Source organism: Flavobacterium ammonificans (assembly GCF_020885975.1).
GTDB lineage: Bacteria > Bacteroidota > Bacteroidia > Flavobacteriales > Flavobacteriaceae > Flavobacterium > Flavobacterium ammonificans.
Genome location: NZ_AP025183.1, coordinates 1,606,299 through 1,630,515 on the forward strand (window position 1 = coordinate 1,606,299; position 24,217 = coordinate 1,630,515).

15 protein-coding genes are annotated in these 24,217 nt (G+C 34.6%); 9 read left to right on the top strand and 6 right to left on the bottom strand.

Annotation, left to right across the window (positions count from 1 at the left end; all coding sequences use genetic code 11):
- Positions 1-85 precede the first annotated feature (85 nt).
- The 3 genes from nagB (at position 86) to LPC23_RS07270 (ending at position 7,064) form a co-directional block, all read left to right on the top strand.
- Positions 86-2,002: a glucosamine-6-phosphate deaminase gene (gene nagB, locus LPC23_RS07260; RefSeq protein ID WP_229329182.1), complete on the top strand. Its 1,917-nt coding sequence runs from the start codon at positions 86-88 to the stop codon at positions 2,000-2,002.
- A 147-nt stretch (positions 2,003-2,149) separates the two neighbouring features.
- On the top strand, positions 2,150-5,062 hold the full coding sequence (locus tag LPC23_RS07265; RefSeq protein ID WP_229329184.1) for an FAD-binding and (Fe-S)-binding domain-containing protein: 2,913 nt from the start codon (positions 2,150-2,152) through the stop codon (positions 5,060-5,062).
- Between the two features lie 76 nt (positions 5,063-5,138).
- Positions 5,139-7,064, top strand: coding sequence for an amino acid permease (locus LPC23_RS07270; protein WP_229329186.1), 1,926 nt, complete (start codon positions 5,139-5,141; stop codon positions 7,062-7,064).
- 71 nt (positions 7,065-7,135) lie between these two features.
- On the opposite strand, the gene LPC23_RS07275 is transcribed toward LPC23_RS07270, so the two are convergent.
- Complete coding sequence (locus LPC23_RS07275; RefSeq protein WP_229329188.1) at positions 7,136-8,338, bottom strand: aminotransferase class I/II-fold pyridoxal phosphate-dependent enzyme; 1,203 nt, start codon at positions 8,336-8,338, stop codon at positions 7,136-7,138.
- Positions 8,339-8,527: 189 nt separating this feature from the next.
- Here LPC23_RS07275 and LPC23_RS07280 point away from each other — a divergent pair, with 189 nt between their 5' ends.
- Positions 8,528-8,980, top strand: coding sequence for an Lrp/AsnC family transcriptional regulator (locus LPC23_RS07280; RefSeq protein WP_229329190.1), 453 nt, complete (start codon positions 8,528-8,530; stop codon positions 8,978-8,980).
- A 101-nt stretch (positions 8,981-9,081) separates the two neighbouring features.
- Complete coding sequence (lpdA, locus tag LPC23_RS07285) at positions 9,082-10,485, top strand: dihydrolipoyl dehydrogenase (RefSeq protein ID WP_229329192.1); 1,404 nt, start codon at positions 9,082-9,084, stop codon at positions 10,483-10,485.
- A 62-nt stretch (positions 10,486-10,547) separates the two neighbouring features.
- Here the strand turns inward: lpdA and LPC23_RS07290 are convergent, their stop codons facing one another.
- Positions 10,548-10,922: a DoxX family protein gene (locus tag LPC23_RS07290; RefSeq protein ID WP_229329194.1), complete on the bottom strand. Its 375-nt coding sequence runs from the start codon at positions 10,920-10,922 to the stop codon at positions 10,548-10,550.
- Between the two features lie 158 nt (positions 10,923-11,080).
- Between LPC23_RS07290 and LPC23_RS07295 the strand changes: the two genes are divergently transcribed.
- Genes LPC23_RS07295 through LPC23_RS07305 form a run of 3 tightly spaced genes read left to right on the top strand, consistent with a single transcriptional unit; the run spans position 11,081 to position 15,714 of the window.
- Positions 11,081-12,367 (top strand): anthranilate synthase component I family protein, encoded by a 1,287-nt coding sequence (locus LPC23_RS07295; protein WP_229329196.1) that lies wholly within the window; start codon positions 11,081-11,083, stop codon positions 12,365-12,367.
- Between the two features lie 27 nt (positions 12,368-12,394).
- Positions 12,395-13,708, top strand: a complete 1,314-nt coding sequence (gene tilS, locus LPC23_RS07300) for a tRNA lysidine(34) synthetase TilS (RefSeq protein WP_229329198.1) — start codon at positions 12,395-12,397, stop codon at positions 13,706-13,708.
- A complete protein-coding gene (locus tag LPC23_RS07305; protein WP_229329200.1) occupies positions 13,705-15,714 on the top strand; it encodes a protein-disulfide reductase DsbD family protein in 2,010 nt (669 codons plus the stop codon). Before tilS ends, LPC23_RS07305 begins: the two co-directional genes overlap by 4 nt.
- Before the next feature lie 69 nt (positions 15,715-15,783).
- On the opposite strand, the gene LPC23_RS07310 is transcribed toward LPC23_RS07305, so the two are convergent.
- The 3 genes from LPC23_RS07310 to LPC23_RS07320 form a co-directional block, all read right to left on the bottom strand.
- Positions 15,784-17,109, bottom strand: coding sequence for an ammonium transporter (locus LPC23_RS07310; protein WP_229329202.1), 1,326 nt, complete (start codon positions 17,107-17,109; stop codon positions 15,784-15,786).
- A 257-nt stretch (positions 17,110-17,366) separates the two neighbouring features.
- On the bottom strand, positions 17,367-18,668 hold the full coding sequence (locus LPC23_RS07315; protein WP_229329204.1) for an amidohydrolase family protein: 1,302 nt from the start codon (positions 18,666-18,668) through the stop codon (positions 17,367-17,369).
- 35 nt (positions 18,669-18,703) lie between these two features.
- On the bottom strand, positions 18,704-21,691 hold the full coding sequence (locus LPC23_RS07320) for an amidohydrolase family protein (RefSeq protein ID WP_229329205.1): 2,988 nt from the start codon (positions 21,689-21,691) through the stop codon (positions 18,704-18,706).
- Between the two features lie 195 nt (positions 21,692-21,886).
- Between LPC23_RS07320 and LPC23_RS07325 the strand changes: the two genes are divergently transcribed.
- Complete coding sequence (locus LPC23_RS07325) at positions 21,887-23,422, top strand: YifB family Mg chelatase-like AAA ATPase (RefSeq protein WP_229329206.1); 1,536 nt, start codon at positions 21,887-21,889, stop codon at positions 23,420-23,422.
- Here LPC23_RS07325 and LPC23_RS07330 read toward each other — a convergent pair.
- A complete protein-coding gene (locus LPC23_RS07330; protein WP_229329207.1) occupies positions 23,419-24,198 on the bottom strand; it encodes a hypothetical protein in 780 nt (259 codons plus the stop codon). The two genes, LPC23_RS07325 and LPC23_RS07330, sit on opposite strands and share 4 nt — an antisense overlap.
- Positions 24,199-24,217: the final 19 nt, after the last annotated feature.

The following is a 24,217-nucleotide window of genomic DNA, read 5'->3' on the forward strand; positions in this document are numbered from 1 at the left end:
AATTGACAAATATGCTAAATTAATTTAGGAATAAAATTTTCTTTGATACATTTATGATCACAACAACCTCCAAATCAAATTATTTATGAATACAACAACCTCTATATCATTCGAAAAACCCGGAAAATACGAATCGTCCCGTTTTGAAAAAATCCACAATGTAATTTTTGATAATTCTGTTTCGGGTTCTATTGCTGTAGCTCATGAAATTGCTGAATTAATTAAGGCAAAACAAGAGACAAATTCCTATTGTGTACTTGGTTTAGCTACAGGATCTTCTCCAATAAAAGTGTATGAAGAGTTAATTCGTCTTCACCGAGAGGAGGGGCTGAGTTTTAAAAATGTTATCACATTTAATTTGGATGAATATTTTCCAATGAAAACGGATAATATTCAAAGTTATTACTTTTTCATGCAAGAGTATTTATTCAAGCATATCGATATAGCACCTGAAAACATCAACATTCCAAATGGGGATTGTACAGTTGAAGAAAGTCTCCTTTTATGTTCACAATACGAAGAGAAAATCCGTAATTATGGCGGCTTAGATTTTCAGTTATTAGGGATTGGTCGAACTGCACATATTGGTTTTAATGAACCTGGTTCGCATCAAAATTCAACCACTCGAATGGTTACGCTTGATCATCTTACGCGTTCAGATGCAGCATCGTCTTTCTTAGGGATGGACAATGTTCCTAAAAAAGCGATTACGATGGGAGTAGCGACAGTTTTAGAGGCGCGAAGGATTGTATTGTTGGCATGGGGTCAAAATAAAGCGGAGGTGATTTATGAAACGATTGAAGGAAAGGTAACTTCGAAAAAACCTGCAACCTATTTGCAAAATCATCCGAATGTAACTTTTGTCTTAGATGTAGAAGCGGCTTCATTACTTACTCGAATCAATACCCCATGGGTCGTAGATGGCTGTGAATGGAACTCCGACTTAATACGTAAAGCTATAGTTTGGCTTTGTAAAAAGACAGGGAAGTCGATATTGCATCTTACCGATAAAGACTACTTTGAACACGGTATGGAAAGTTTATTGGCTATCGAAGGAACCGCTTATGATTTAAACATAAAGATGTTCAATCAGCTACAACATGCTATTACGGGTTGGCCTGGCGGAAAACCCAATTCGGATCATCAGCAACGTCCCGAACGCTCAACTCCAGAAAAGAAGAGAGTGATTATTTTTAGTCCACACCCAGATGATGATGTAATCTCTATGGGAGGTACATTTGATCGCTTGATTACTCAAGGACACGAAGTTCATGTTGTATATCAAACCTCAGGAAATATTGCGGTTTCCAATGATGAAGCATTGAAATTTGCTGAAATCGGATTGGTGTTTGATCCCCAAAATAAAACCTATTCTGATATTGTCGAATTTATCAATCAAAAAAACAGTTCGATTTCAGATAGCATACCATTACGCAATTTAAAAGCGCAAATTCGTCAAAAAGAATCCTTAGGTGCCACTCGTTTTTTAGGCTTACCTGATCACCAAGTGCATTTTTTAAATCTTCCTTTTTATGAAACAGGCACCATTAAAAAGAGTCCGTTATCAAAAAAAGATATCGATTTAATGATTGCTATTATTGAATCCATACAGCCGCATCAAATTTATGCTGCAGGAGATTTAGCTGATCCTCACGGAACGCATAAAGTATGTCTCGATTCATTATTTATGGCATTAGAAGAAATCAAGCACAAACCATTTATGGATGATTGTTGGGTATGGTTGTACAGAGGCGCTTGGCACGAATGGGATATTCACGAAATTGAAATGGCTGTCCCAATGAGTCCTAATCAAGTATTGCGAAAACGAACCGCTATCTTTTATCACCAATCTCAAAAAGATGGTGTTATGTTTCAGGGAGATGATTCTAGAGAATTTTGGGTACGAGTGGAAGAACGCAATAAAGATACTGCAGAGAAATTCAAAGACCTTGGCTTGGCTAGTTATGCTGCTATGGAAGCATTTAAACGCTATCATTTTTAAATATACAACAGTTAATTGAGAGAATTTTGGTAAAGGTTTGTTTACCACCCTCTAGCGCTTTATAAATTGATTTATTTCAGTTTAGAGCGCTAGAATTTTTATATTTGTCATTCACTACTGAATTTATAGTACTCATAAAGTAATACCATGTCGCATATTTTACCTTTACAACAATTAGCGTCCTCTTTAGAAGGCGATTTATTTTATGACGAATTGCATAAGGTAATTTATTCTACGGATGCCTCCGTTTACCAAATTAAACCCATTGCTATTGCAAGACCAAAGTCGGTTACAGATATACAAACGCTTGTTCATTTTGCAAATGAACATCAAATTCCATTAACTCCAAGGACAGCAGGAACTTCCTTAGCAGGACAAACAGTAGGTAGCGGAATTATAGTGGATGTGTCCAAATATTTCACAAAAATAGTTGCTTTAGATCAAGAAAATAAAACTGTAACAGTTCAGCCAGGAGTTATCCGAGATGAATTGAATTTGTTTTTAAAACCCTACGGATTATTTTTTGGTCCCAATACTTCAACATCTAACCGATGTATGATTGGAGGAATGGTTGGAAATAATTCCTCAGGAACGACTTCTATTCGGTATGGAGTGACACGAGATAAAATAGTTGAATTAAAAGCCATTTTGAGTGATGGTTCGGAAACAGTATTTACCTCACTTAGTTCGGCTGAGTTTGTCGAAAAAACGAAAGGAAATACTTTAGAAAATCAGATTTACAAAACGGTTTATGAGGAACTTTCGAATGCTGAAACACAAAATGAAATTATAAAAGAGTTTCCAAAACCTGAAATTCATAGACGAAATACGGGTTATGCGGTCGATTTGTTGTTGAAATCAGATTTGTTTTCAGGAAACGAGCCGACTATAAATCTTGGGAAACTGCTTTGTGGTAGCGAAGGAACATTAGCTTTTACAACTGAAGTTACGCTGAAAGTAGATGATTTGCCTCCTACGCATAATATTATGGTGGCAGCCCATTTCCATACTATTCAAGAAAGTTTGGAAGCGGTTATGATTGCGATGAAACATCATTTGTATACTTGCGAAATGATGGACGATACCATTTTGAATTGTACGAAAACCAACAGGGAACAAGCTAAAAATCGTTTCTTTATTCAAGGCGAACCCAAGGCAGTAATTATGTTGGAAGTAGCTTCTGATTCTTTAGAGGATGCTGAACGCCAAGCGAATGCTTTGATTGCTGATTTAGAACAAAACAATTTTGGCTATGCTTTACCAAAGTTGTACGGACAAGATATTGACAAGATAAACGAACTTAGAAAAGCAGGTTTAGGGCTTTTAGGAAGTATTGTGGGCGATGATAAAGCGGCCGATTCTATTGAAGATACCGCTGTTGAACTCAGCGACTTGCCTAATTACATTGCAGAATTTGCTGCTATGATGAAAAAATATGGACAAGAAGCAATCTATTATGCCCATGCAGGTGCTGGTGAATTGCATTTGCGTCCCGTATTGAATTTAAAGAAGAAAGAAGATGTACAATTATTTAGAACGATTGCTACTGAAGTAGCCGTTTTAGTAAAAAAATATAGAGGCTCTTTAAGTGGCGAACATGGTGACGGAATCGTTCGCGGTGAATTTTTACCATTCATGATTGGTGAATCTAATTATGAATTGCTTAAACGAATCAAAAAAGCGTTTGATCCGAATGCGATTTTCAATAAAGGACGTATTACGGATACGCCAAAAATGGATGAAAATTTACGAATGGAAGCGGGTCGAGAAGAACCTGAGATCCAAACAATTCAAGATTTTTCAGACAGTTTAGGTATTTTGCGTTTAGCTGAGAAATGCAACGGTTCTGGCGACTGCAGGAAATTACCTTCGGCAGGAGGTACGTTATGTCCAAGCTACAGAGCTACTCGCAATGAAAAAGATACGACTCGTGCTAGAGCCAACGCTTTGAGACAGTATTTGACGGATTCCACTAAACAGAATAAGTTTGATCAAGAAGAATTGTACCAAGTTTTTGATTTGTGTGTGAGTTGTAAAGCTTGTGCGAGTGAATGTCCAAGCAATGTTGATGTTGCAGCTTTGAAGTCGGAATTTTTATACCAATACCAAAAAGCGAACGGATTTTCTAAACGAAACAAAACTTTTGCTTACAATGCCAAATTGAACAATCTAGGCAGTTTAACACCCAAATTAACCAATTGGTTTGCCAATCTTTCCTTTGTGAAAAAGAAAATGGGAATTGCGCCTAAACGTGTAGTGCCGCATTTGGCACCAAAGACTTTCCGTAAATGGTTGGATAAACATCATAAAGAACTTGAAGAAGGAAGTTTTCCTAATGGGAAAGTTATTTTGTTCTGTGATGAATTTACTAATTTTTATGATGTTTCAGTAGGAATTGATACTTATGAACTTTTAACAAACTTAGGCTACCAAGTTATTGTTGTAGATCATCAAGAAAGCGGACGTGCGTTTATTTCTAAAGGATTTTTGGAACAAGCCAAAGCTATTGCTACAATTAATGTGGATATTTTCAAAGAATTGGTTACTGATGAAATTCCTTTAGTTGGAATTGAACCTTCAGCGATATTGACATTTAGAGATGAATACATTCGTTTGGCAGAAGATAAGCTTGGAGCAGAGCAATTGGCTAAGAACGTTTATACTATTGAAGAATTTTTCAAAAATGAAATAGAGAAAGGAGCAATTCATTCGAATCAATTTTCAGAGGAATCAAAAGAAATAAAAATCCACGGACATTGTCATCAAAAATCATTGAGTTCAGTACAGGCAACTTTTGCAATGCTTAATATTCCAAAAAATACCACAGTTACTATTTATAACTCGGGCTGTTGCGGAATGGCCGGTTCTTTTGGATATGAAGAAGAGCATTATGAGATAAGTATGCAAATGGGGGAAGATACCTTGTTTCCAAAAATTAGAGCTACGGATGCTGCTGTTGCTATTGCTGCAGCTGGAACGAGTTGTCGTCATCAAATATTTGACGGAACATCGAGAGAAGCACAACATCCGGTTACAATTTTAAAAACTTGTTTAAAATAATTGAAATTTAATTCTGAAAGATTAAAATGATGTTTTAAGTTTGTCACTGATTAAATTATCTGAATAATACAACACTATGGCAATTAAAGGTTTGTTTAGAAAAAAGACGGTTCAAGATATTTTGAAACAGGTCAAGCAAAATGAAAGTGATGGACATAATGCCTTAGGAAAACATCTGACCGCAAGAGATTTAACGGCTTTTGGAATTGCAGCTATTGTAGGTGCAGGGATTTTTAGTACTATTGGTAAAGCAAGTGCTGATGGTGGTCCTGCAGTAATTTTTCTTTTTTTATTTACCGCTTTAGCTTGTAGTTTTGCTGCTTTTGCCTATGCAGAGTTTGCTTCTATGGTTCCTGTTTCTGGATCTGCTTATACCTATTCTTATGTTGCTTTTGGCGAAATTATTGCTTGGATTATTGGTTGGGCTTTGATTATGGAATACGCCGTAGGTAATATTACTGTAGCAATTTCGTGGAGTGATTATTTTACGGGATTACTTCGTACAGGAGGGCTAGAACTGCCCCAATGGATTCAAATGGATTATTTATCGGCTTCTAATGGATTCAAAGATGCAACGGCTTTAATGCAAGGAGGGAAATCATTTGATAATTTAAGTTCTAATTTGCAAGATGCCTATACGGCTTGGACTACAAGTCCTGTTATTGGAGGTTTTCATTTTGTGGCCGATATTCCGGCTATGTTGATCATTATAGTGATAACTGCATTGGTGTATAGAGGAATGAAAGAATCCCGTAATGCAAGTAATTTGATGGTAATTGTTAAATTATTCATCATTTTACTAGTTATTGCTGTTGGTGCTTTTTATGTAGATACAACAAATTGGGATCCGTTTGCACCTAATGGAGTTAGCGGTGTTTTGAAAGGTGTTTCAGCAGTATTTTTTGCTTATATTGGGTTTGATGCTATTTCTACCACTGCTGAAGAATGCAAAGATCCACAACGTGATTTACCACGCGGAATGATGTGGGCAATTATCATTTGTACTGTTTTGTATATTGTCATTGCTTTGGTGTTAACAGGAATGGTTAGTTACAATGAATTGAATGTAGGAGATCCATTGGCTTTTGTATTTGAAAAGTTAGATTTAAAATGGATGTCGGGAATTATTGCTGTAAGTGCAGTAATTGCTATGGCAAGTGTTTTATTGGTTTTCCAAATGGGTCAACCTCGTATTTGGATGAGTATGAGTAGAGATGGTTTGTTACCCAAAAAATTCTCAAGAGTACACCCAAAGTTTAAAACACCTTCTTACGCTACAATAGTTACAGGTTTTGTAGTTGGGATTCCAGCTTTGTTTATGAATTTAACTATGGTAACCGACTTATGTAGTATTGGTACTTTATTTGCCTTTGTGTTGGTTTGTGCTGGAGTTTTGGTATTACAGAATAAGAAAGATATTCCGAGAGGAAAATTCAAAACGCCTTATGTGAATTCGAAATTCATTTTTCCAATCGCTTTAGTTGTTGGTTTAGCCTATGCTTTTTTGTATAACAATGATGCTACTATGGGTTTTCTAAATAATGAGACTCAAGTAAATTCTCCAGAAGTTATAATTACCTCTATAGATAAATCAGATACAGATAAAGTATATCATTATTTAGTTTCCTTAGAATCAAAACCAACAACTAATGATGTTGAAGAGCTATTAAGTCAGTACCAAGACGACGAGGTTAAATACGCTGCCATTGTGGCTCAATTACCAATTGCGGATGCTGTTAAATACGAAAGTGGATTTGATTTGTTCAAACACAAAATCCCAATGTGGATATTTTTAATTTCTTTAATTGGACTTGCTTTTTGGGCGTATAAAGAAAATTTATCTTTAATTCCGTTATTAGGTTTGGTTTCTTGCTTGTATATGATGGCTGAATTGAGTGTTTGGAATTGGATTTATTTCTCCATTTGGTTGCTTCTAGGATTATTGATTTATTTTGGTTACAGCCGAAAAAACAGTAAAATGAATCAAATAGAATTGAAGTAAGTAGCAAGCTTTTATAAATTGAACACCCTCAAAAGATTTTACTTTTTTGAGGGTGTTTTTTTTAACTCAGTTTAAAGGATATGCAATTCTTGCATGCACTTTTTTATCATTTGATACGTTCTTTCTATATCATTATCAAGGCCTATTGAAAAGCGAACCAAGCTATTTGTTAAGCCCATAGCTTCTTGCTCGTCTAAAGGAATTTCAGATGAGGTTGAATTTCCAGGAGCAGTAAACAAAGTTTTATAAAATCCTAAACTAACGGCTAGATATCCTACATTTCTCTCTTGCATTAATTCCATCAATGCGTTGGCTTTATCAAAACTACCTACATCAATAGTCATCATCCCACCATAACCATAATCCGGATGAATCATTGTTCTGTATAATTCATGACTTGGATGGCTTGGTAAACCGGGATATACGGTTTTAATTCCGTCTGCTTCCAATTTAGCCGACAAGTACATTGCATTGTGACTGTGTTGTTTCATTCGGATGTGTAGCGTTCTTAAGTTCTTTAATATACTTGCAGAACGTAAACTATCCATTGTTGGACCCAATAACATGGTAGCTCCATCATTCACATTTTTTAGACTATTGATGAATTCAACAGACGAACAAACAACTCCTCCTATCGTATCGCTAGTTCCATTGATGTATTTAGTTAGTGAATGCAACACAATATCCGCTCCTAATCGTGCTGGAGCAACAGATAAAGGAGAGAAGGTATTATCTACAACAAGTTTAAGATTGTGTTTTTTTGCAATTTTTGATAGAGAAGCAATATCGGCTACTTCTAAAAGCGGGTTACTTACCGTTTCGCAATATAAAATTTTGGTATCCGAATTGATGGCTGCCTCTACTAAATCTAATTTTGTTATATCTACAAAACTAGTTTTGATTCCCATTCGAGGGGCAAAATTTTTCAAAAAAGCATAGGTTCCTCCATACACAGTTCTACTGGATACAATATGATCGCCATTACCACAAAGTTGTAATAGAGTAGAAGTAATGGCTCCCATTCCAGAAGCTGTAACGCTTGCTGACTCGGTACCCTCCATAGCTGCTAAAGCGCTATCTAAATATAAATTACTAGGAGAGGTATGTCTTGAATACAAATAGCAACCTTCTACATTACTTTCAAATGTATCAAACATTTTTTTTGCTGAAAGAAAAGTATAGGTTGAGCTGTCCGAAATGGAAGGGTTAACATCTCCATATTCGCCAAAAAATTGTAAGTCTTGAATGCAATCTGCAGGATTAAAAGATTCCATAGCAATATAGTTTTAGTTAATTATGTAATCAAAATTCATTATATTTAATTTATTTTTCAATACATTAGTCAAAATATAGATTTTAAATTGGTATTTCAATTTATTTGTAGATTTTTAATCTAAATTTGTTTCAAATAATAGCCTTTTTTAGTTCAGCTATTCACCAATCGTCATCAAAAAATATAAAACATGGATGCAATCGATAAAAAGTTATTGATGTTTTTACAAAAAGACACTAAAAAGACAACTAAAGAACTGTCGTTGGTTTTGAATCTTTCTGTAACAGCAGTATATGAGCGAATTAAAAAACTCGAACGAGAAAAAATAATTCATAAATATGTTGCACTATTAGATCGTAACAAAATAGAGAAGGCTTTTGTGGTGTTTTGTCATATCAAGCTAATTCAACATACTAAAGATGTTATTCATACTTTTGAGAGTGAAGTGGTACAACTTTCGGAAGTTTCAGAATGTTTTCATGTAAGTGGAGATTATGACTATATTTTGAAAGTGAATGTGAAAGACATGGATGAGTACAGGGCTTTTATGGTAACAAAGTTGACGAGTCTCCAACATATTGGAAGTACACATAGCTCCTTTATGATTGGAGAAGTTAAAAACACCACTGCATTTAGTTTGTAATCGAGCTATAGTAAATTACCAATTTATCTTCAAATAATTAATTCAAAAAGCCTTACTTTTGTGTCTTAATTGAAGTTAAACTATAAATTATTTATATAAACATGAGTCAATTTGATGTAATTGTTATAGGTTCTGGCCCAGGCGGATATGTTTCGGCCATTCGTTGTGCACAACTAGGTTTTAAAACGGCTATTATTGAAAAATACAACACTTTAGGTGGAACTTGTTTGAATGTAGGTTGTATTCCATCTAAGGCTATGCTATCTTCTTCACATCATTTTTCTGAAATTGCTCATTTTGCTGAACATGGTATTGAACTATTGGGTGATGTAAAAGTGAATTTAGAAAAAATGGTAGCGCGCAAACAAGCTATTGTTGATCAAACATCTGGAGGAATCAACTACTTGATGGAAAAAAATAAAATAACTGTTTTTAATGGTTTAGGATCTTTCGTAGATGCAACTCATGTCGCTATTGCGAAAGCGGATGGGACTTCAGAAACTATTGAAGGAAAAAATATCATTATTGCTACAGGTTCAAAACCATCTTCTTTACCATTTATCAAAATTGACAAAGAAAGAATTATCACTTCAACTGAGGCTTTGGCTTTGAAAGAAGTGCCAAAACACCTAGTTATTATCGGTGGTGGAGTTATCGGAATTGAATTAGGACAAGTATATCTTCGTTTAGGAGCGCAAGTTTCTGTAGTAGAATTCATGGACCGAATCATTCCAGGAATGGACAGTTCATTATCTAAAGAATTGACAAAAGTATTGAAGAAACAAGGAATGAAATTTTATACGTCTCACAAAGTGCAATCAGTAGAAAGAGCTGGAGATGTTGTGACTGTAAAAGCAGAAAATGCAAAAGGAGAAATCATCACATTAGAAGGGGATTATTCATTAGTTTCTGTAGGACGTCGTCCATACACTGACGGATTGAATGCTGACAAGGCAGGTGTAAAAATTACAGATAGAGGGCAAGTAGAAGTTAATGATCATTTACAAACTTCGGCTTCTAATATTTATGCTATTGGTGATGTGGTTCGTGGAGCTATGTTGGCTCACAAAGCGGAAGAAGAAGGAACTATGGTTGCCGAAATTATTGCGGGTCAAAAACCACATATTAATTATAATTTGATTCCTGGCGTGGTATACACTTGGCCAGAAGTGGCGGCAGTTGGGCAAACAGAAGAGCAATTAAAAGCATCTGGAGTAGAATTCAAATCAGGAAGTTTTCCATTTAAAGCATTAGGTAGAGCTAGAGCAAGTGGTGATTTAGATGGATTTGTAAAAATCTTAGCAGATGCTAAAACTGATGAGGTTCTTGGAGTTCACATGATTGGAGCTAGAACAGCTGATTTAATTGCAGAAGCGGTTACTGCTATGGAATTCAGAGCTTCTGCTGAAGATATTTCAAGAATGTCGCATGCACATCCAACATTTGCAGAAGCAATCAAAGAAGCCGCTTTAGCTGCCACTGATAATAGAGCGTTACACGTTTAAGACTGTACTATTTAAATAAAAAAAGCCCGTTCATTTGAACGGGCTTTTTTATGGAAGAATATTTAATCTTTGAATAATCCTTTATAGGAATCCCAATGTGCGTATATTAAAAATAAATTGGCACCCAGTACAAAAATAGCAACAGGTACTTCTGATACTTGGGTTACAGTGTGAATTAAAAAGATATTAATTGAAATTGGCAATAAGGCTAATAAAGTCACCTTCATAAATTTACCGCTTAACAAACTTAGACCAACAATTAATTCAACGGCTTTTGCTAACGGTAATAGGTATTTTGAAGCCATGATACCGTTCATGAAAGTCAATAAGTTTCCTGTAGGCGCTTCTGCTTCAAACAATTCAAAGAAATAGGCTACAGAAGCAAATACCATAAATGCTCCTAGTAAAATTCGAATAATCAATGTTGCAATTTTCATTATTTTTTGGTTTTAAGGTTAGTATTTCAAAAATACTTATTTTATAAATACAAAATTCTTGTCTAATATATTTATTTCAATGAGCTATTATTCAGCTTTATTTTTCCGTTTCTACCAATGAATTTTGTTGTATTTTTGGCATTCAAAAAGGAAACACATTGCGAACAGAAATTCATAAATCGATAACCAACCCATTAGCTTTTAAAAAGCAATTATTGGATTGGTCGCAGCAGTTTAGGGAGGTTGTTTTTATGGATAGTAATGATTATCCACAAGATTTTTCAAGCTATGATGCCGTTCTAGCAGTAGATGCTTTTACATTAATTCAGACCGATTATCACAATGCGTTTGAGGATTTACAGCAATACCAGCAAACGACTAAAGATTGGCTGTTTGGGTATTTGTCTTATGATTTAAAGAATGATAGCGAGGATTTAGAATCCGATAATTTTGACGGATTGGCGTTTCCCGATTTGTTTTTCTTCCAACCTAAGAAATTGTTTTTTTTGAAAGGAAATCAACTCACTATTCAGTATTTGAATTTGTGTGATGATGAGGTGGAAATTGACTATAATGAAATCACAGAATTAGCCACTATTGAATTCGAAAAGAGTCAAAGTACTGAGGTTAAGGCTCGTTTTTCCAAAAACGAATACATTCAAAAGGCAACTACATTTTTAGAACACATACACCGAGGAGATATCTATGAAGCTAATTTTTGTATGGAATTTTATGCTGAGAATGCTACGATTAATCCATTGGAGAAGTTCAATAAATTGAACGCAATTTCTCAAACTCCTTTTGCCGTTTACTATAAAAATAACCATCATTTTTTGCTTTCTGCTACACCTGAACGGTATTTGAGAAAGGAAGGAGAGACATTAATCTCGCAACCTATTAAAGGAACTGCAAAACGATTTTCAGACCCAAAAGAAGACGAACTAGCAAAAATAAATTTGGCTTCTGATCCAAAAGAACGATCTGAAAATATAATGATCACCGATTTAGTTCGGAACGATTTATCGCGTACAGCACAAAAAGGAACAGTTGAAGTTAAGGAGTTGTGTGGGATTTATTCATTTCAACAAGTACATCAAATGATTTCCACAATCACCTCAAAATTAGACACTAAACATTCATTAATTGATGTGTTGAAGTTAACTTTTCCTATGGGAAGTATGACTGGTGCTCCTAAAATTTCGGCAATGAAAATCATTGAAGAATTGGAGGAAACCAAAAGAGGTTTGTACAGTGGTGCTATTGGTTATTTTAGTCCCAATGGCGATTTTGATTTTAATGTGGTGATTCGAAGTATCTTGTACAATCAAGAAAAAAAATACCTTTCTTTTTCGGTTGGAAGTGCTATTACGGCACTTTCTGATTCCGAAAAAGAATACGAGGAATGTTTGCTAAAGGCAAAGGCGATGCACGAAGTATTGCGCTAAATTGCTATGAATTAATTACATTTGAATATGTTGGGGCAATTCGAAAATCATATATCTAATCATTTTCCTTTTTTACAAGGGAAAAAACTCTTGCTGGCTGTTAGCGGGGGATTGGATAGTATGGTTTTAGTACATCTTTTCCAACAATTGAACTATGAAATTGTAGTGTTGCATTGTAACTTTCAATTGCGTGGTTTAGAAAGTTTTGAAGACCAACAATTCATACAAGAGTATTCAAATACGAATGCTATTCCGTTTGTGTTTACTCAATTTGATACTGAGGCATTCGCTGCTGATTGTAAGGTTTCTATCCAAGTCGCCGCACGTGAGTTACGCTATAGTTGGTTTTACGAGCAATTAGCGATTCAAAAAGGAGATTTTATTTTGACTGCTCATCATGCTGATGATAATCTAGAAACTTTTTTGATTAATCTTTCAAGAGGGACTGGTTTAGAAGGCTTAACAGGAATACCCGCTCAAAACGAAAAAGTAATCCGACCGTTATTGTCTTTTTCTCGACAACAAATGGAAGAATATGCTTCTGTGAATAAATTGAAATGGCGGGAAGATAGTAGTAATGCCTCTGATAAGTACTTGCGAAATAAAATTCGTCATCACTTGGTTCCATTGTTGAAAGAGTTAAATCCTAATTTCATTAGTTCATTTGAAAAAACGCAATCATTTCTATCTGAAGCTCAAGAATTAGTTGACGATGCTGCCATTATGGTGTATCAACAAGTTGCGCGGGAAGAAGGGGAGGATATTTATTTTGATTTGGTTCGCTTATTGCAATTGCCAAACTACAGTTCGTATTTGTACCAATGGCTTAAGGAATTTGGTTTTACAGCATGGGATGATATTTATGAATTAGTTACTAGTCAGTCAGGTAAACAAGTGGTAGCTCCGTATTTTAGATTGATAAAAGATCGAGATTGTTTGATTTTAAGTCCGTTACCATCTCAAGAGAATCAACAAGAATTCGAAATTGAATCGGTCGAATCCAAAGTTAAATTTCCCTTAAATCTTGTTTTTTCGACTGTTTCGAAGATAGGAGTCGCTTCCAATTCAACTATATTTGTAGATCAAGACAAATTAGTATTTCCATTGACTTTGCGTCATTGGAATGAGGGAGATGTTTTTCAGCCTTTTGGTATGGAAGGCAAATCAAAAAAAGTAAGTAAGTTATTCAAAGATGAGAAATTATCGTTGATAGCTAAAGAAAAAGTTTGGCTTTTGTGTTCCAATAATCAAGTAGTTTGGGTGGTTGGAATCCGACAAGACGAACGTTTTAAAATAGATCCTAATTCAAAAAACCTATTAAAAATTGAATGTATAGAATGAAAAAATTAGTCGTATTAATATTGATAGTATTGGCTTTCGCCAAAGGAAATGCTCAAATTTTAGATCCTGTTAAATGGACTACACAAATTGAGAAAAAAGCGAATGGCAATTATCTGCTCACTTTTAATGGAGTGATAGAGAAGGATTGGCATTTGTATTCGCAATTTACAGCTGAAGGAGGTTCGTTGCCTTTGGAAATCCTTTTTAAAAATCAAAAAGGTAATTTTGAATTGATTGGTAAAACCAAAGAGAGCAAAACAAAAACGGCTTACAATGATATATTTGAGGTTAACGAAACTTTTTTCGAGAAGAAAGCGCAGTTGATACAAGAAATCAAATTGACAAATTCAAAGCTTGCTAAAGTAGAGGTGGCTCTGAATTATCAAGTTTGTAAAGAGGCTTGTATCAATTTAGAGAAGAGTTTTACATTTAATATCCCATCTCCAGAAGCGGATTTAGTTGCAGCGGAACCCATTTCAGATACAACAAATACTGTTGTAGACACCGCCGCAGTTGTGAATCAAACCGATGCCGCTACAACTGTTGAGACAACATCAGCAACGGAATCGACTGAAGAAGAAATGGGGTTATGGTCAATATTTATTATTGCTTTCTTTTCGGGATTTGCAGCTTTGTTAACTCCATGTGTGTTTCCAATGATACCAATGACGGTTAGCTTTTTTACAAAACAGAGTAAGTCTAAAAGTGCTGGAGTTCGAAATGCATTGTTTTACGGAATTTCAATTATTGTAATTTATGTACTATTAGGTGTTTTAGTGACTTGGATTTTTGGTGCTGATGCCTTGAATGCGCTTTCGACTAATGTTTGGTTTAACTTATTTTTCTTTGCTTTATTGGTAGTTTTTGCAGTTTCGTTTTTGGGAGCTTTTGAAATTATGTTGCCTAATTCTTGGGCAAATAAAGTAGATAGTCAAGCGGATAGAGGAGGAGTAATCGGAATTTTGTTCATGGCATTGGCCCTAGCAATTGTGTCTTTTTCATGTACTGGACCAATTGTAGGAACGTTATTGGTACAAGCAGCTTCTAAGGGCGGAATAGCGCCAATTGTTGGAATGTTTGGATTCTCATTGGCTTTAGCCCTTCCATTTATGCTTTTTGCGATGTTTCCAGGTTGGTTGAATTCATTGCCAAAATCAGGTGGTTGGTTGAATACTGTAAAAGTAGTATTGGGATTTTTGGAATTGGCTTTGGCATTTAAATTTTTATCTAATGCCGATTTAGTTTTGCAATTGCATCTATTGGAGAGAGAAGTATTCTTAGCTATATGGATTGCTATTTTTGGAACTTTGGCGTTGTATTTATTTGGAAAAATCAGCTTGCCTCACGATAGCCCGATGTCACATATTTCGGTGGGAAGATTATCTTTTGGATTAGTTGTACTATCCTTTACCATTTATATGATACCCGGATTATGGGGAGCTCCGTTGCAATTAATCAGTGCTTTTCCACCACCAATGGAGTTTAGCGAAAGTCCATTAGGTATTGGTACTAATTCTGTCTCAAGTACTTCTGAAACAGTTTTGCCGGAAGGTGCCAAATTAGGTCCGCATCAAATTGTAGTTTTTGACGATTATGAAACAGGATTAGCTTACGCCAAAACGGTAAATAAACCCATCTTATTAGACTTCACGGGGCATGCTTGTGTTAATTGCAGAAAAATGGAAAATACAGTTTGGTCAGATGAACGAATACTAACCCTATTGAAAAATGAAGTGGTTTTAATTTCTTTGTATGTAGATGATAAAAGAGAGTTGCCTAAAAATGAACAAACTGTTTCTTCAACTTCGGGATCTAGTATTGAAACTATTGGTGATAAATGGACTGACTTTATGATTTCGAAATACAAAACGAATACACAGCCTTTGTATGTTTTAACAGATTTAGAAGGTACTAGTTTGAATTCAAAACAACCTACTATTAGTTTTGTTGGAATAGAAGAATATGAAGCTTGGTTAAAAATAGGAATCTCGAACTTCAAAAAATAATAGCAATTTTCCTCATAAAAAAAACCGCAACAATAGTTGCGGTTTTTTATTTATTAAAATGAGATTAGGTTATAAGAACTCTCCGTGTTGCGTAATATCTAATCCTAATTCTTCTTTGTCTTCGCTCACACGTAATGGTGTGATTTTGTTTACGATGAAGAACAAAGCATAAGATGCTGAAAAAGCAAAAATAGACACTAATACTAATGCTTTTAATTGTATTAAAAACAAAGTTGTATCACCAAAGATTAAACCTTGGTTGTCACCTACAATTGGATTAACAGTGTTAGATGCAAAAATACCAGTTAGTAGCATTCCTGTCATACCACCCACACCGTGGCAAGCAAATACATCTAAAGCATCATCAATTTTTCCTTTAGGAAATTTCATTACCATGAAGTTACTAATGATACTTGCAATAATCCCTATTGTAATAGCATGCGGAATACTTACAAAACCAGCAGCAGGAGTAATGGCAACTAAACCAACAACGGCTCCAATACAAGCACCCATTGCAGATAATTTATGTCCCATAATTTTGTCTAGGAATACCCAGGCCATCGCAGCAGCAGCGGCAGCAACAGTGGTTGTTCCTAATGCTTGTGCAGCAAGACCACTAGATCCTACAGCAGAACCTGCATTAAATCCGAACCATCCAAACCAAAGTAAACCAGTACCTAATAATACATAAGTAATACGAGCAGGATTTACTTTTTGAACTTTTCTTTTTCCTAAGAAAATAGCACCTGCTAGAGCAGCCCAACCAGCACTCATGTGAACAACAGTACCACCAGCAAAGTCAAGAACGCCCATTTTAAAGAATAATCCATCAGGGTGCCATGTCATATGGCAAAGTGGTGCGTATATAATTAATATGAATAGTACCATAAATAGCAAATACGCCCAGAAACGAACACGCTCTGCAAAAGCACCAGTAATTAATGCAGGTGTAATGATGGCAAATTTAGCTTGAAAGAATGCGAATAAAAGTAATGGAATGGTTGGAGCTAATTCCCAAGCAGTATTAGCGCTTACTCCATTGAATAATAAATTATAAGATGGATCTCCGATGATTCCTCCGATAGATGGACCAAAACACAAACCGAAGCCAATGACTACCCATAATACAGTAACAATCACCATTGCCATAAAACTTTGTAGCATAGTACTAATTACATTTTTCTTTCCAACCATTCCGCCATAGAAGAATCCAAGACCAGGTGTCATAATTAATACTAATGCAGAGGCAACAATCATCCAAGCTGTATCTCCAGTGTCTAATTTTAACTCAACAATATGAGCTCCTAGTTGTGTTGATTCCACAACAAAATAATTTGAGAAAAAAGTAAGTCCCAAAACAGTGATTAGAATCACACTTAAAACAATTTTACGCATAACTTTTATTTTTAAATTTCAATAAAAGTATGTATTTTATTATTACACTCTATTTTTTGTAGGGGTATATTTTAAATTTTTATTAAATAATAAATTTATACCCATAAATTTTTAGGGTTTAACTAATATAATACTATATTTTTTGGATTTGGCAATTTTAATTATTGAAATAATTCTAGTTTTGAGGATATTAGAGAATAAAAAAAGGGTCAATTAATAAAAATTGACCCTTTGGTAATGGTTTAAAATAAAACTAATTACTTCTGATTGAATTTTGCTTTATAACGATCATTTAATCTAGTTTGGTGTGTTTCTAAACTTATTGATCTCCCTTGTATGTAGGCTTCGGTTAATTTATTTGTTCGCATATCCAAAGCATCGCCTTCAGATAAAAATAAAGTAGCATCTTTACCTACAGTTATAGTTCCGCAAAAAGAGTCTATTCCTAAAATTTTAGCAGTATTAGAAGTGATTAATTGCAAAGCTTTCTCTTTGTCTAAACCATAAGCTACACAAGTACCTGCTAGAAATGGTAAATTACGAGTTGCCATTCTTTCATGAGAACCACTATTTTCCAACCCAACTACTACTCCTTGTTCAGTAAGTAAATAAGCCAATTTATAAGGTAAATCAATATCGTCATCATCGTTTTCTGGCATGTCATGAACTCTTCTTAACAAAACACCTACTTTGTTTTCTTTTAAGTAGGCACCAATTTTATAAGCTTCATAACCACCAACAATAGCAATCTTGTTAATTCCATTACTTTTTGCAAGTTCAATAGCATCAATCATTTGCTTTTCTTCATTAGCATGAATGAAAAGTGTTTGTTCACCAGTAAAAAGACCTTTAGTTGCCTCTAAAACGATATTTCTCTCTTTAGAAGTTGTAGCATTATACACTTTGGCATTAGCCAAAAAAGAATTTAAATCTTTAATTTGATTACTATAGTCCTTATTTGCTTCGATAGTGCCTGGCTCAAACCAAGATCCACTTCTTCTAAAGCTAGAAGGAAAATCCATGTGAATTCCGTCATTTTCTTTTACAACGGCATCACTCCAATGCCAAGCATCTAATTGTACAATAGATGAAGTCCCAGATATAAGACCTCCTCTAGGTGTTATTTGTGCCATTAAAATCCCATTCGGTCTAACAGTTTCTACTACTTTTGAATCTGCAGTATAAGCAATTAAGCTTCGTACATGAGGATTATAAGTTCCAATTTCAGACTCGTCATCAGAGGATTTGACCGCATCAATCTCAACTAAACCTAATGTAGAGTTAGGAGCTATAAATCCAGGATACAAGTCTTTACCTTTTGCATCAATCACTATTTCATAGTTTGATTTATTGACAGTTGTTGCATTAGAAACCAGATCAATTTTTCCGTTCTTAAATCCAACAGCACAATTTGATAATATAGTTCCGTCTCCAACATGGGTGGTAGAATTAATAATCAAAATTGATTTTTGTTGTTTAGCTGCGGGTGTTTGTTGTGCAACACAATTAAATGTAATGGTGAATGCAAATGCTAGTAGCGCTATTTTTTTATGTATCATAACTAAAATATTTTTTAAATTAAAAGGATCTAATACTAATATTCCATAGAATCACAGTGGTACTCGGTACGCTCTGCTTTTTTAGGTTCTTGCGTAATCATTCCTTTGTTTTTTTCTTCAAGAAGTTGTCCTATTAATGTAGTACGTTCTTTAACAATTGCTTTTCTTTGTTCTTCATCTTTTTGGATGTCAAAATAAACAACTCCTTCTATAATAGTTTTCTCAGCTTTAGCATAAATCGAAAGTGGATTAGTATTCCACAAAACTACATCTGCATCTTTACCCACTTTGATACTACCTACTTTATCATCGATATGTAATAATTTAGCAGGGTTTAGTGTTACAAACTTCCATGCATCTTCTTCTGATACATTACCATATTTTACTGCTTTTGCCGCTTCTTGATTCAATCTTCTTGACATTTCTGCATCATCTGAATTGTAAGCCACTACAATTCCTTTATTGTGCATAATTGGCCCGTTAAAAGGAATGGCATCATTTACTTCAAATTTATACGCCCACCAATCAGAAAAAGTAGATGCTCCAACACCATGATCTTTCATTTTATCAGCGACTTTGTAACCTTCAAGAATATGAGTATAAGTATTTACTCTAAAATTGAATTTTTCGGCAACATTCATTAACATCAATATTTCAGATTGTACATAAGAGTGACAAGAAATGAATCGATCCTTGTTTAAAATTTCTGCTATGGTTTGTAAATCAAGATCTACTCTTGGAGCCTTACCTTTTTTAGAGCTGTTGTAACTTTTCCAGGCTAGGTCGTATTCTTTTGCACGTTGGAAATAATCTGTAAAAACTTGTTCTACACCCATTCTGGTTTGTGGAAAACGAGTTGGATTTACATTACCCCAATTGGATTGTTTTACATTTTCACCCAAAGCAAATTTGATGAATTTAGGTTGGTTTTTGTATAACATTTCGTCAGGAGACATACCCCATTTCCATTTAACAATGGCAGATCGACCTCCGATAGGATTTGCAGATCCGTGAAGTAATTGTGAAACAGTAACACCTCCCGCTAAATCTCTATAAATGTTAGGATCTTCTGAGTTTACTACATCTTGAATAGTAACTTCAGCACTTGAATTGTGACCACCTTCATTTACTCCTTTTGAAATTGCTATATGAGAATGCTCATCAATAATTCCAGCTGTTAAATGTTTTCCTTCAGCATTAATTACTGTTGCAGTTGGATCAGATAAATTTTTTCCTACTGCAGCAATTTTACCATTTTTGATTAAAACATCTGCACTTTGTAAAATCCCTTCTTTTTCATTCGTCCAAACAGTAGCATTTTTGAACAACATATTTTGAACAGTTGGTTTTTGTAGATTTCCAAAAGCAACGTTTGGATAAGTTACTGGCTGAACTGGGTTTATTTTAGTTTCTTTTTTACTGTCGGCTTCAGCTTTAAAATCAGCAGTTTTAGTAGCTTTCCAGCTTACTTCTTTTCCGTCGCTAAAAATAGCTTTACCATTTAAATTAGTAGTCTTGTTTAAATAAGAACTCAAACGAATAAAATTAGTACTTAACGAATCAGCTGGCTTAATTACAGCCGACATCCATTCGTTAGCAATCGTAATTTTTGAATTCATTTTTTTAGCATCAGCTTTAGTTAAGTCTGATTTAGGACTTCCAATTTCTCCTGAAATTTTCCATTTATAGGTTTCATTATCAATAACTAAGTCATAGTTTCCACGGATATCTTGTGAATTCATATCGTTAACTACGTATCGATTTCCTTGTACCCAGTTTTCATGCAAAACGGTCTTTTTATCAAAATAATCACCAGAGGTAATGATAAAATTAGCTTGGCTTCCATTATTTAATGAACCGATTTCATTACTCTTTCCTAAAATTGACGCAGGAACAGTAGTTAATGCTTCCAATGCTTTTGTAGTGTCAAAACCATATTGAATAGCTTTCAATAAGTTGGTTTTGAACTGATCCATTTTCTTGATATTTTCAGTAGTTAATGCAAATGTAATTCCATTATCTGCCAATACTTTTAAATTTGAAGGTGCCTGATTCCAAAAACGGAAATCTTTCAACTCCATTTGATTGGCTTGATTTGGATCTGAAACATCATAGGCTTCAGGGAAATTAATTGGAATAATAAACTTTGAATTGGTATTTTTAATTTCTTCAATACGCTCAAATTCATTTCCGCTTCCTTTCATTACGTATGTAATACCAAATTCTTTAGCAATTTTACTCGCTCTCAAGCTATTCAACTTGTCTTCTGTAGAAAATAATTGAACTAGTTTTTGATTTTCTATCATTGCTTCTAAAGAAACATCTTTAGTATCTGAGTTTCCTTTTTTATACCAATCCATATCATGGTACATTTGACGCAATAGCGCCATCATACCCATCAATGAACTTGGATATGATTGACCAGAAATTGCACTTCGTGTGAATCCAAAATGATTGGTGATTTTTGGAGCAATTAAACGACCTCCTTTAGCAAAGTTATTCAAAGCAATTAGAGTTCCAGTTCCTCTAGCAATTCCATCTGGTACGTGAGTAACAACAACTCCAAATCCTGCTTTTAAAAACTCTTCGGCTTTTGTCTCGTCGTATTTGAAACTGTCAAATGCATTTACTTCAGCTCTTAAATGTTCGTTCCAATAGTAGCCCGATTTTTTAGTGTCATAAAGCGCACCTCTTGCCATAGGTCCAGAACTTCTTGGTTTTTCAACCCCAAAATTCGTGTACATGTCTATAAAAGAGGGATAAATTGTCTTACCCTCTAGATTGACGATAATCGAATTTTTTGGAATTACAATGTCTTTTCCTGTACTAATTACTTTTCCATTTTGAATAAGTAAGGTTCCCTTTTCAATAACTTGTCTAGGTGTAACATAAATTTTAGCATTAATTAATGCAGTAAAATTTTGGTTTTTGTTCTGCACACTCTCATTATTTGGGAAATAATTTTGTGAGATTGATGGTGTTACAGAAGTAACCAAAAGAAGAAATAGAATAATTTTTTTCATAATTACTAGTTTAAATATTTTATAAATATAATACTATTTAAAATTCATTACACTTATTATAAAAATTTAACATTTGTTGCATAAGTATATTTTATGTTTTTAATTTAAATTATCAGTAAAATTTTAATTTATATGTTTATTTTATTTAAAATAAACTATATTTAAGGTTTAATTTTGGTTAAAACTTAGTGAATTATGTTGACAAAAATTTTTGGTAGCGCAGTTTTTGGTGTAGAAGCTACAACAATAACTGTTGAAGTGAATATCGATAAAGGAATTGGTTATCATTTAGTGGGTTTGCCAGACAACGCTATTAAAGAAAGTAGTTATCGAATTGCTGCTGCTTTAAAGAATAACGGCTACACTTTGCCAGGTAAAAAAATCACCATCAATATGGCACCGGCTGATTTACGAAAAGAAGGTTCTGCCTACGATTTGACTTTGGCTATTGGAATTCTAATTGCTTCGTCCCAAATTAAAGGAGATGAAATAGATCGTTATATAATTATGGGTGAATTGTCTTTGGATGGCAGTTTACAGCCCATTCGTGGTGCCTTACCAATTGCAATTAAAGCAAAAGAAGAAGGATTTAAAGGATTCTTTTTACCAAAACAAAATGTGAAAGAAGCTGCCATTGTTTCAGATTTAGAGGTGTATGGTGTAGAAAATTTGCAAGAGGTAATTGACTTTTTTGAAGGCAAGGGAACTATAGAACCTACAACTATTGATACAAGATTGGAGTTTTACAAAACCTTAGATTTTCCTGAATTTGACTTTTCTGATGTCAAAGGGCAAGAGAGTATTAAAAGGTGTATGGAAATAGCCGCTGCAGGAGGTCATAATATTATTTTGATAGGTCCACCTGGAGCAGGAAAGACCATGTTAGCCAAACGATTACCAAGTATTTTGCCTCCCATGACTTTGCGTGAAGCTTTGGAGACGACTAAGATTCATAGTGTTGCAGGTAAATTGAAAGAAGTAGGGTTAATGAACCAACGTCCGTTTAGAAGTCCGCACCACACGATTTCCAACGTGGCGCTTGTTGGAGGTGGAAGTTATCCGCAACCTGGTGAAATTTCGATGGCACACAATGGGGTTTTGTTCTTGGATGAATTGCCAGAGTTCAAGCGAGACGTTCTTGAAGTGATGCGCCAACCTTTAGAGGACAGAGAAGTGACTATTTCAAGAGCGAAATTTACAGTTACCTATCCGTCATCATTCATGTTGGTAGCGAGTATGAATCCGAGTCCGAGTGGTTTTTTTAACGATCCTGATGCGCCACAAACTTCTTCTCCTCACGAAATGCAACGCTATATGAATAAAATCTCGGGACCATTATTAGACCGAATTGATATTCATATAGAAGTAACTCCTGTTCCCTTTGAAAAATTATCCGACGATAGAAAAGCAGAAAGTAGTGTCGAAATCCGTAAAAGAGTTACAAACGCTAGAGAAATTCAATCGGCTCGTTTTGAATTGATGCCAACAATACATTATAATGCCCAAATGAGTACCAAACACATTCGGGAATTTTGTGCTTTGGACGAAACCTCAAAAGAATTATTAAAAAACGCTATGGAGCGATTGAATCTTTCAGCAAGGGCCTATGACCGAATTTTAAAAGTAGCTCGAACTATTGCCGATTTAGAAGCTGCCGAAAGAGTCGTATCTCATCATATTGCTGAAGCAATTCAATACCGAAGTTTAGATCGTGACGGTTGGTTAGGTTAGTTTTCTTTTGATTCTATAACATCTATTGCTTCTGTACCAATAATCACATCATAAATGGCGTATTGCATGGATATATTGAACGGAACGGTAAATAAAACTCCGATACAGAACCCAATTAAACCCACTAAAGAACCAAAAAAGGCAACTAACAAAAGAAGGAAGATTGTGAAAAACTGTTTGCTAGATATACTAATACTAGCTTGTATTGCTTCTATTGCTTTTTGTTTACCAAAAATGATTAATGGAATGGCAAGTGTAGTATAGAGTCCAATAACAAAGGATAAAAGATTCCCTATAAATGGTATTTTATAATAGGTGAATAGGCTATTAATCCCTGTACTTACTAATGTGATGATGAAAGTAGCTATAATTAATTCTTTAAAAAAAGACCAATTATAAAAGGAGAAGAAATGACGCATTTTGAATTCGGTATCATTATCTCCCGCTTGACACATTTTTAAAAACCCTGCACTTATTGGGCTAAATAGTGTACTGAAAAGTAATGCGCCAATTAATTGATACCCTATATATTCTGGTTGGAGTATTTTAGCTTCCAATTGTTTCATCGCATTGGGATTGATATTTTCGGCACCTATAAAACCAACGATACCCACTCCAGCAATAAGAATTATAAGAAATCCAAATACAAGAATAGCAAGTCCTGCATAGATGGCAATTTTTTTATAGTTTTCGAATGCTTTGTTGAATACCGTTTCAAATTGTAATTCGTATCCGTTTTTCTTTAGGTCTGTTATTTTTTCAGAAATTGTTTTCATTTTTAGGTTAGTTTGGGAT

Bases quoted from the DNA above. Each gene is read 5' to 3' on its own strand.
- LPC23_RS07325 (WP_229329206.1), top strand. From the start codon at position 21,887: ATGTTGACAAAAATTTTTGGTAGCGCAGTTTTTGGTGTAGAAGCTACA.
- LPC23_RS07305 (WP_229329200.1), top strand. From the start codon at position 13,705: ATGAAAAAATTAGTCGTATTAATATTGATAGTATTGGCTTTCGCCAAA.
- LPC23_RS07280 (WP_229329190.1), top strand. From the start codon at position 8,528: ATGGATGCAATCGATAAAAAGTTATTGATGTTTTTACAAAAAGACACT.
- nagB (WP_229329182.1), top strand. From the start codon at position 86: ATGAATACAACAACCTCTATATCATTCGAAAAACCCGGAAAATACGAA.
- LPC23_RS07275 (WP_229329188.1), bottom strand. From the start codon at position 8,338: ATGGAATCTTTTAATCCTGCAGATTGCATTCAAGACTTACAATTTTTT.
- LPC23_RS07315 (WP_229329204.1), bottom strand. From the start codon at position 18,668: ATGATACATAAAAAAATAGCGCTACTAGCATTTGCATTCACCATTACA.
- tilS (WP_229329198.1), top strand. From the start codon at position 12,395: ATGTTGGGGCAATTCGAAAATCATATATCTAATCATTTTCCTTTTTTA.
- LPC23_RS07310 (WP_229329202.1), bottom strand. From the start codon at position 17,109: ATGCGTAAAATTGTTTTAAGTGTGATTCTAATCACTGTTTTGGGACTT.
- LPC23_RS07330 (WP_229329207.1), bottom strand. From the start codon at position 24,198: ATGAAAACAATTTCTGAAAAAATAACAGACCTAAAGAAAAACGGATAC.
- LPC23_RS07270 (WP_229329186.1), top strand. From the start codon at position 5,139: ATGGCAATTAAAGGTTTGTTTAGAAAAAAGACGGTTCAAGATATTTTG.
- lpdA (WP_229329192.1), top strand. From the start codon at position 9,082: ATGAGTCAATTTGATGTAATTGTTATAGGTTCTGGCCCAGGCGGATAT.
- LPC23_RS07320 (WP_229329205.1), bottom strand. From the start codon at position 21,691: ATGAAAAAAATTATTCTATTTCTTCTTTTGGTTACTTCTGTAACACCA.
- LPC23_RS07290 (WP_229329194.1), bottom strand. From the start codon at position 10,922: ATGAAAATTGCAACATTGATTATTCGAATTTTACTAGGAGCATTTATG.
- LPC23_RS07265 (WP_229329184.1), top strand. From the start codon at position 2,150: ATGTCGCATATTTTACCTTTACAACAATTAGCGTCCTCTTTAGAAGGC.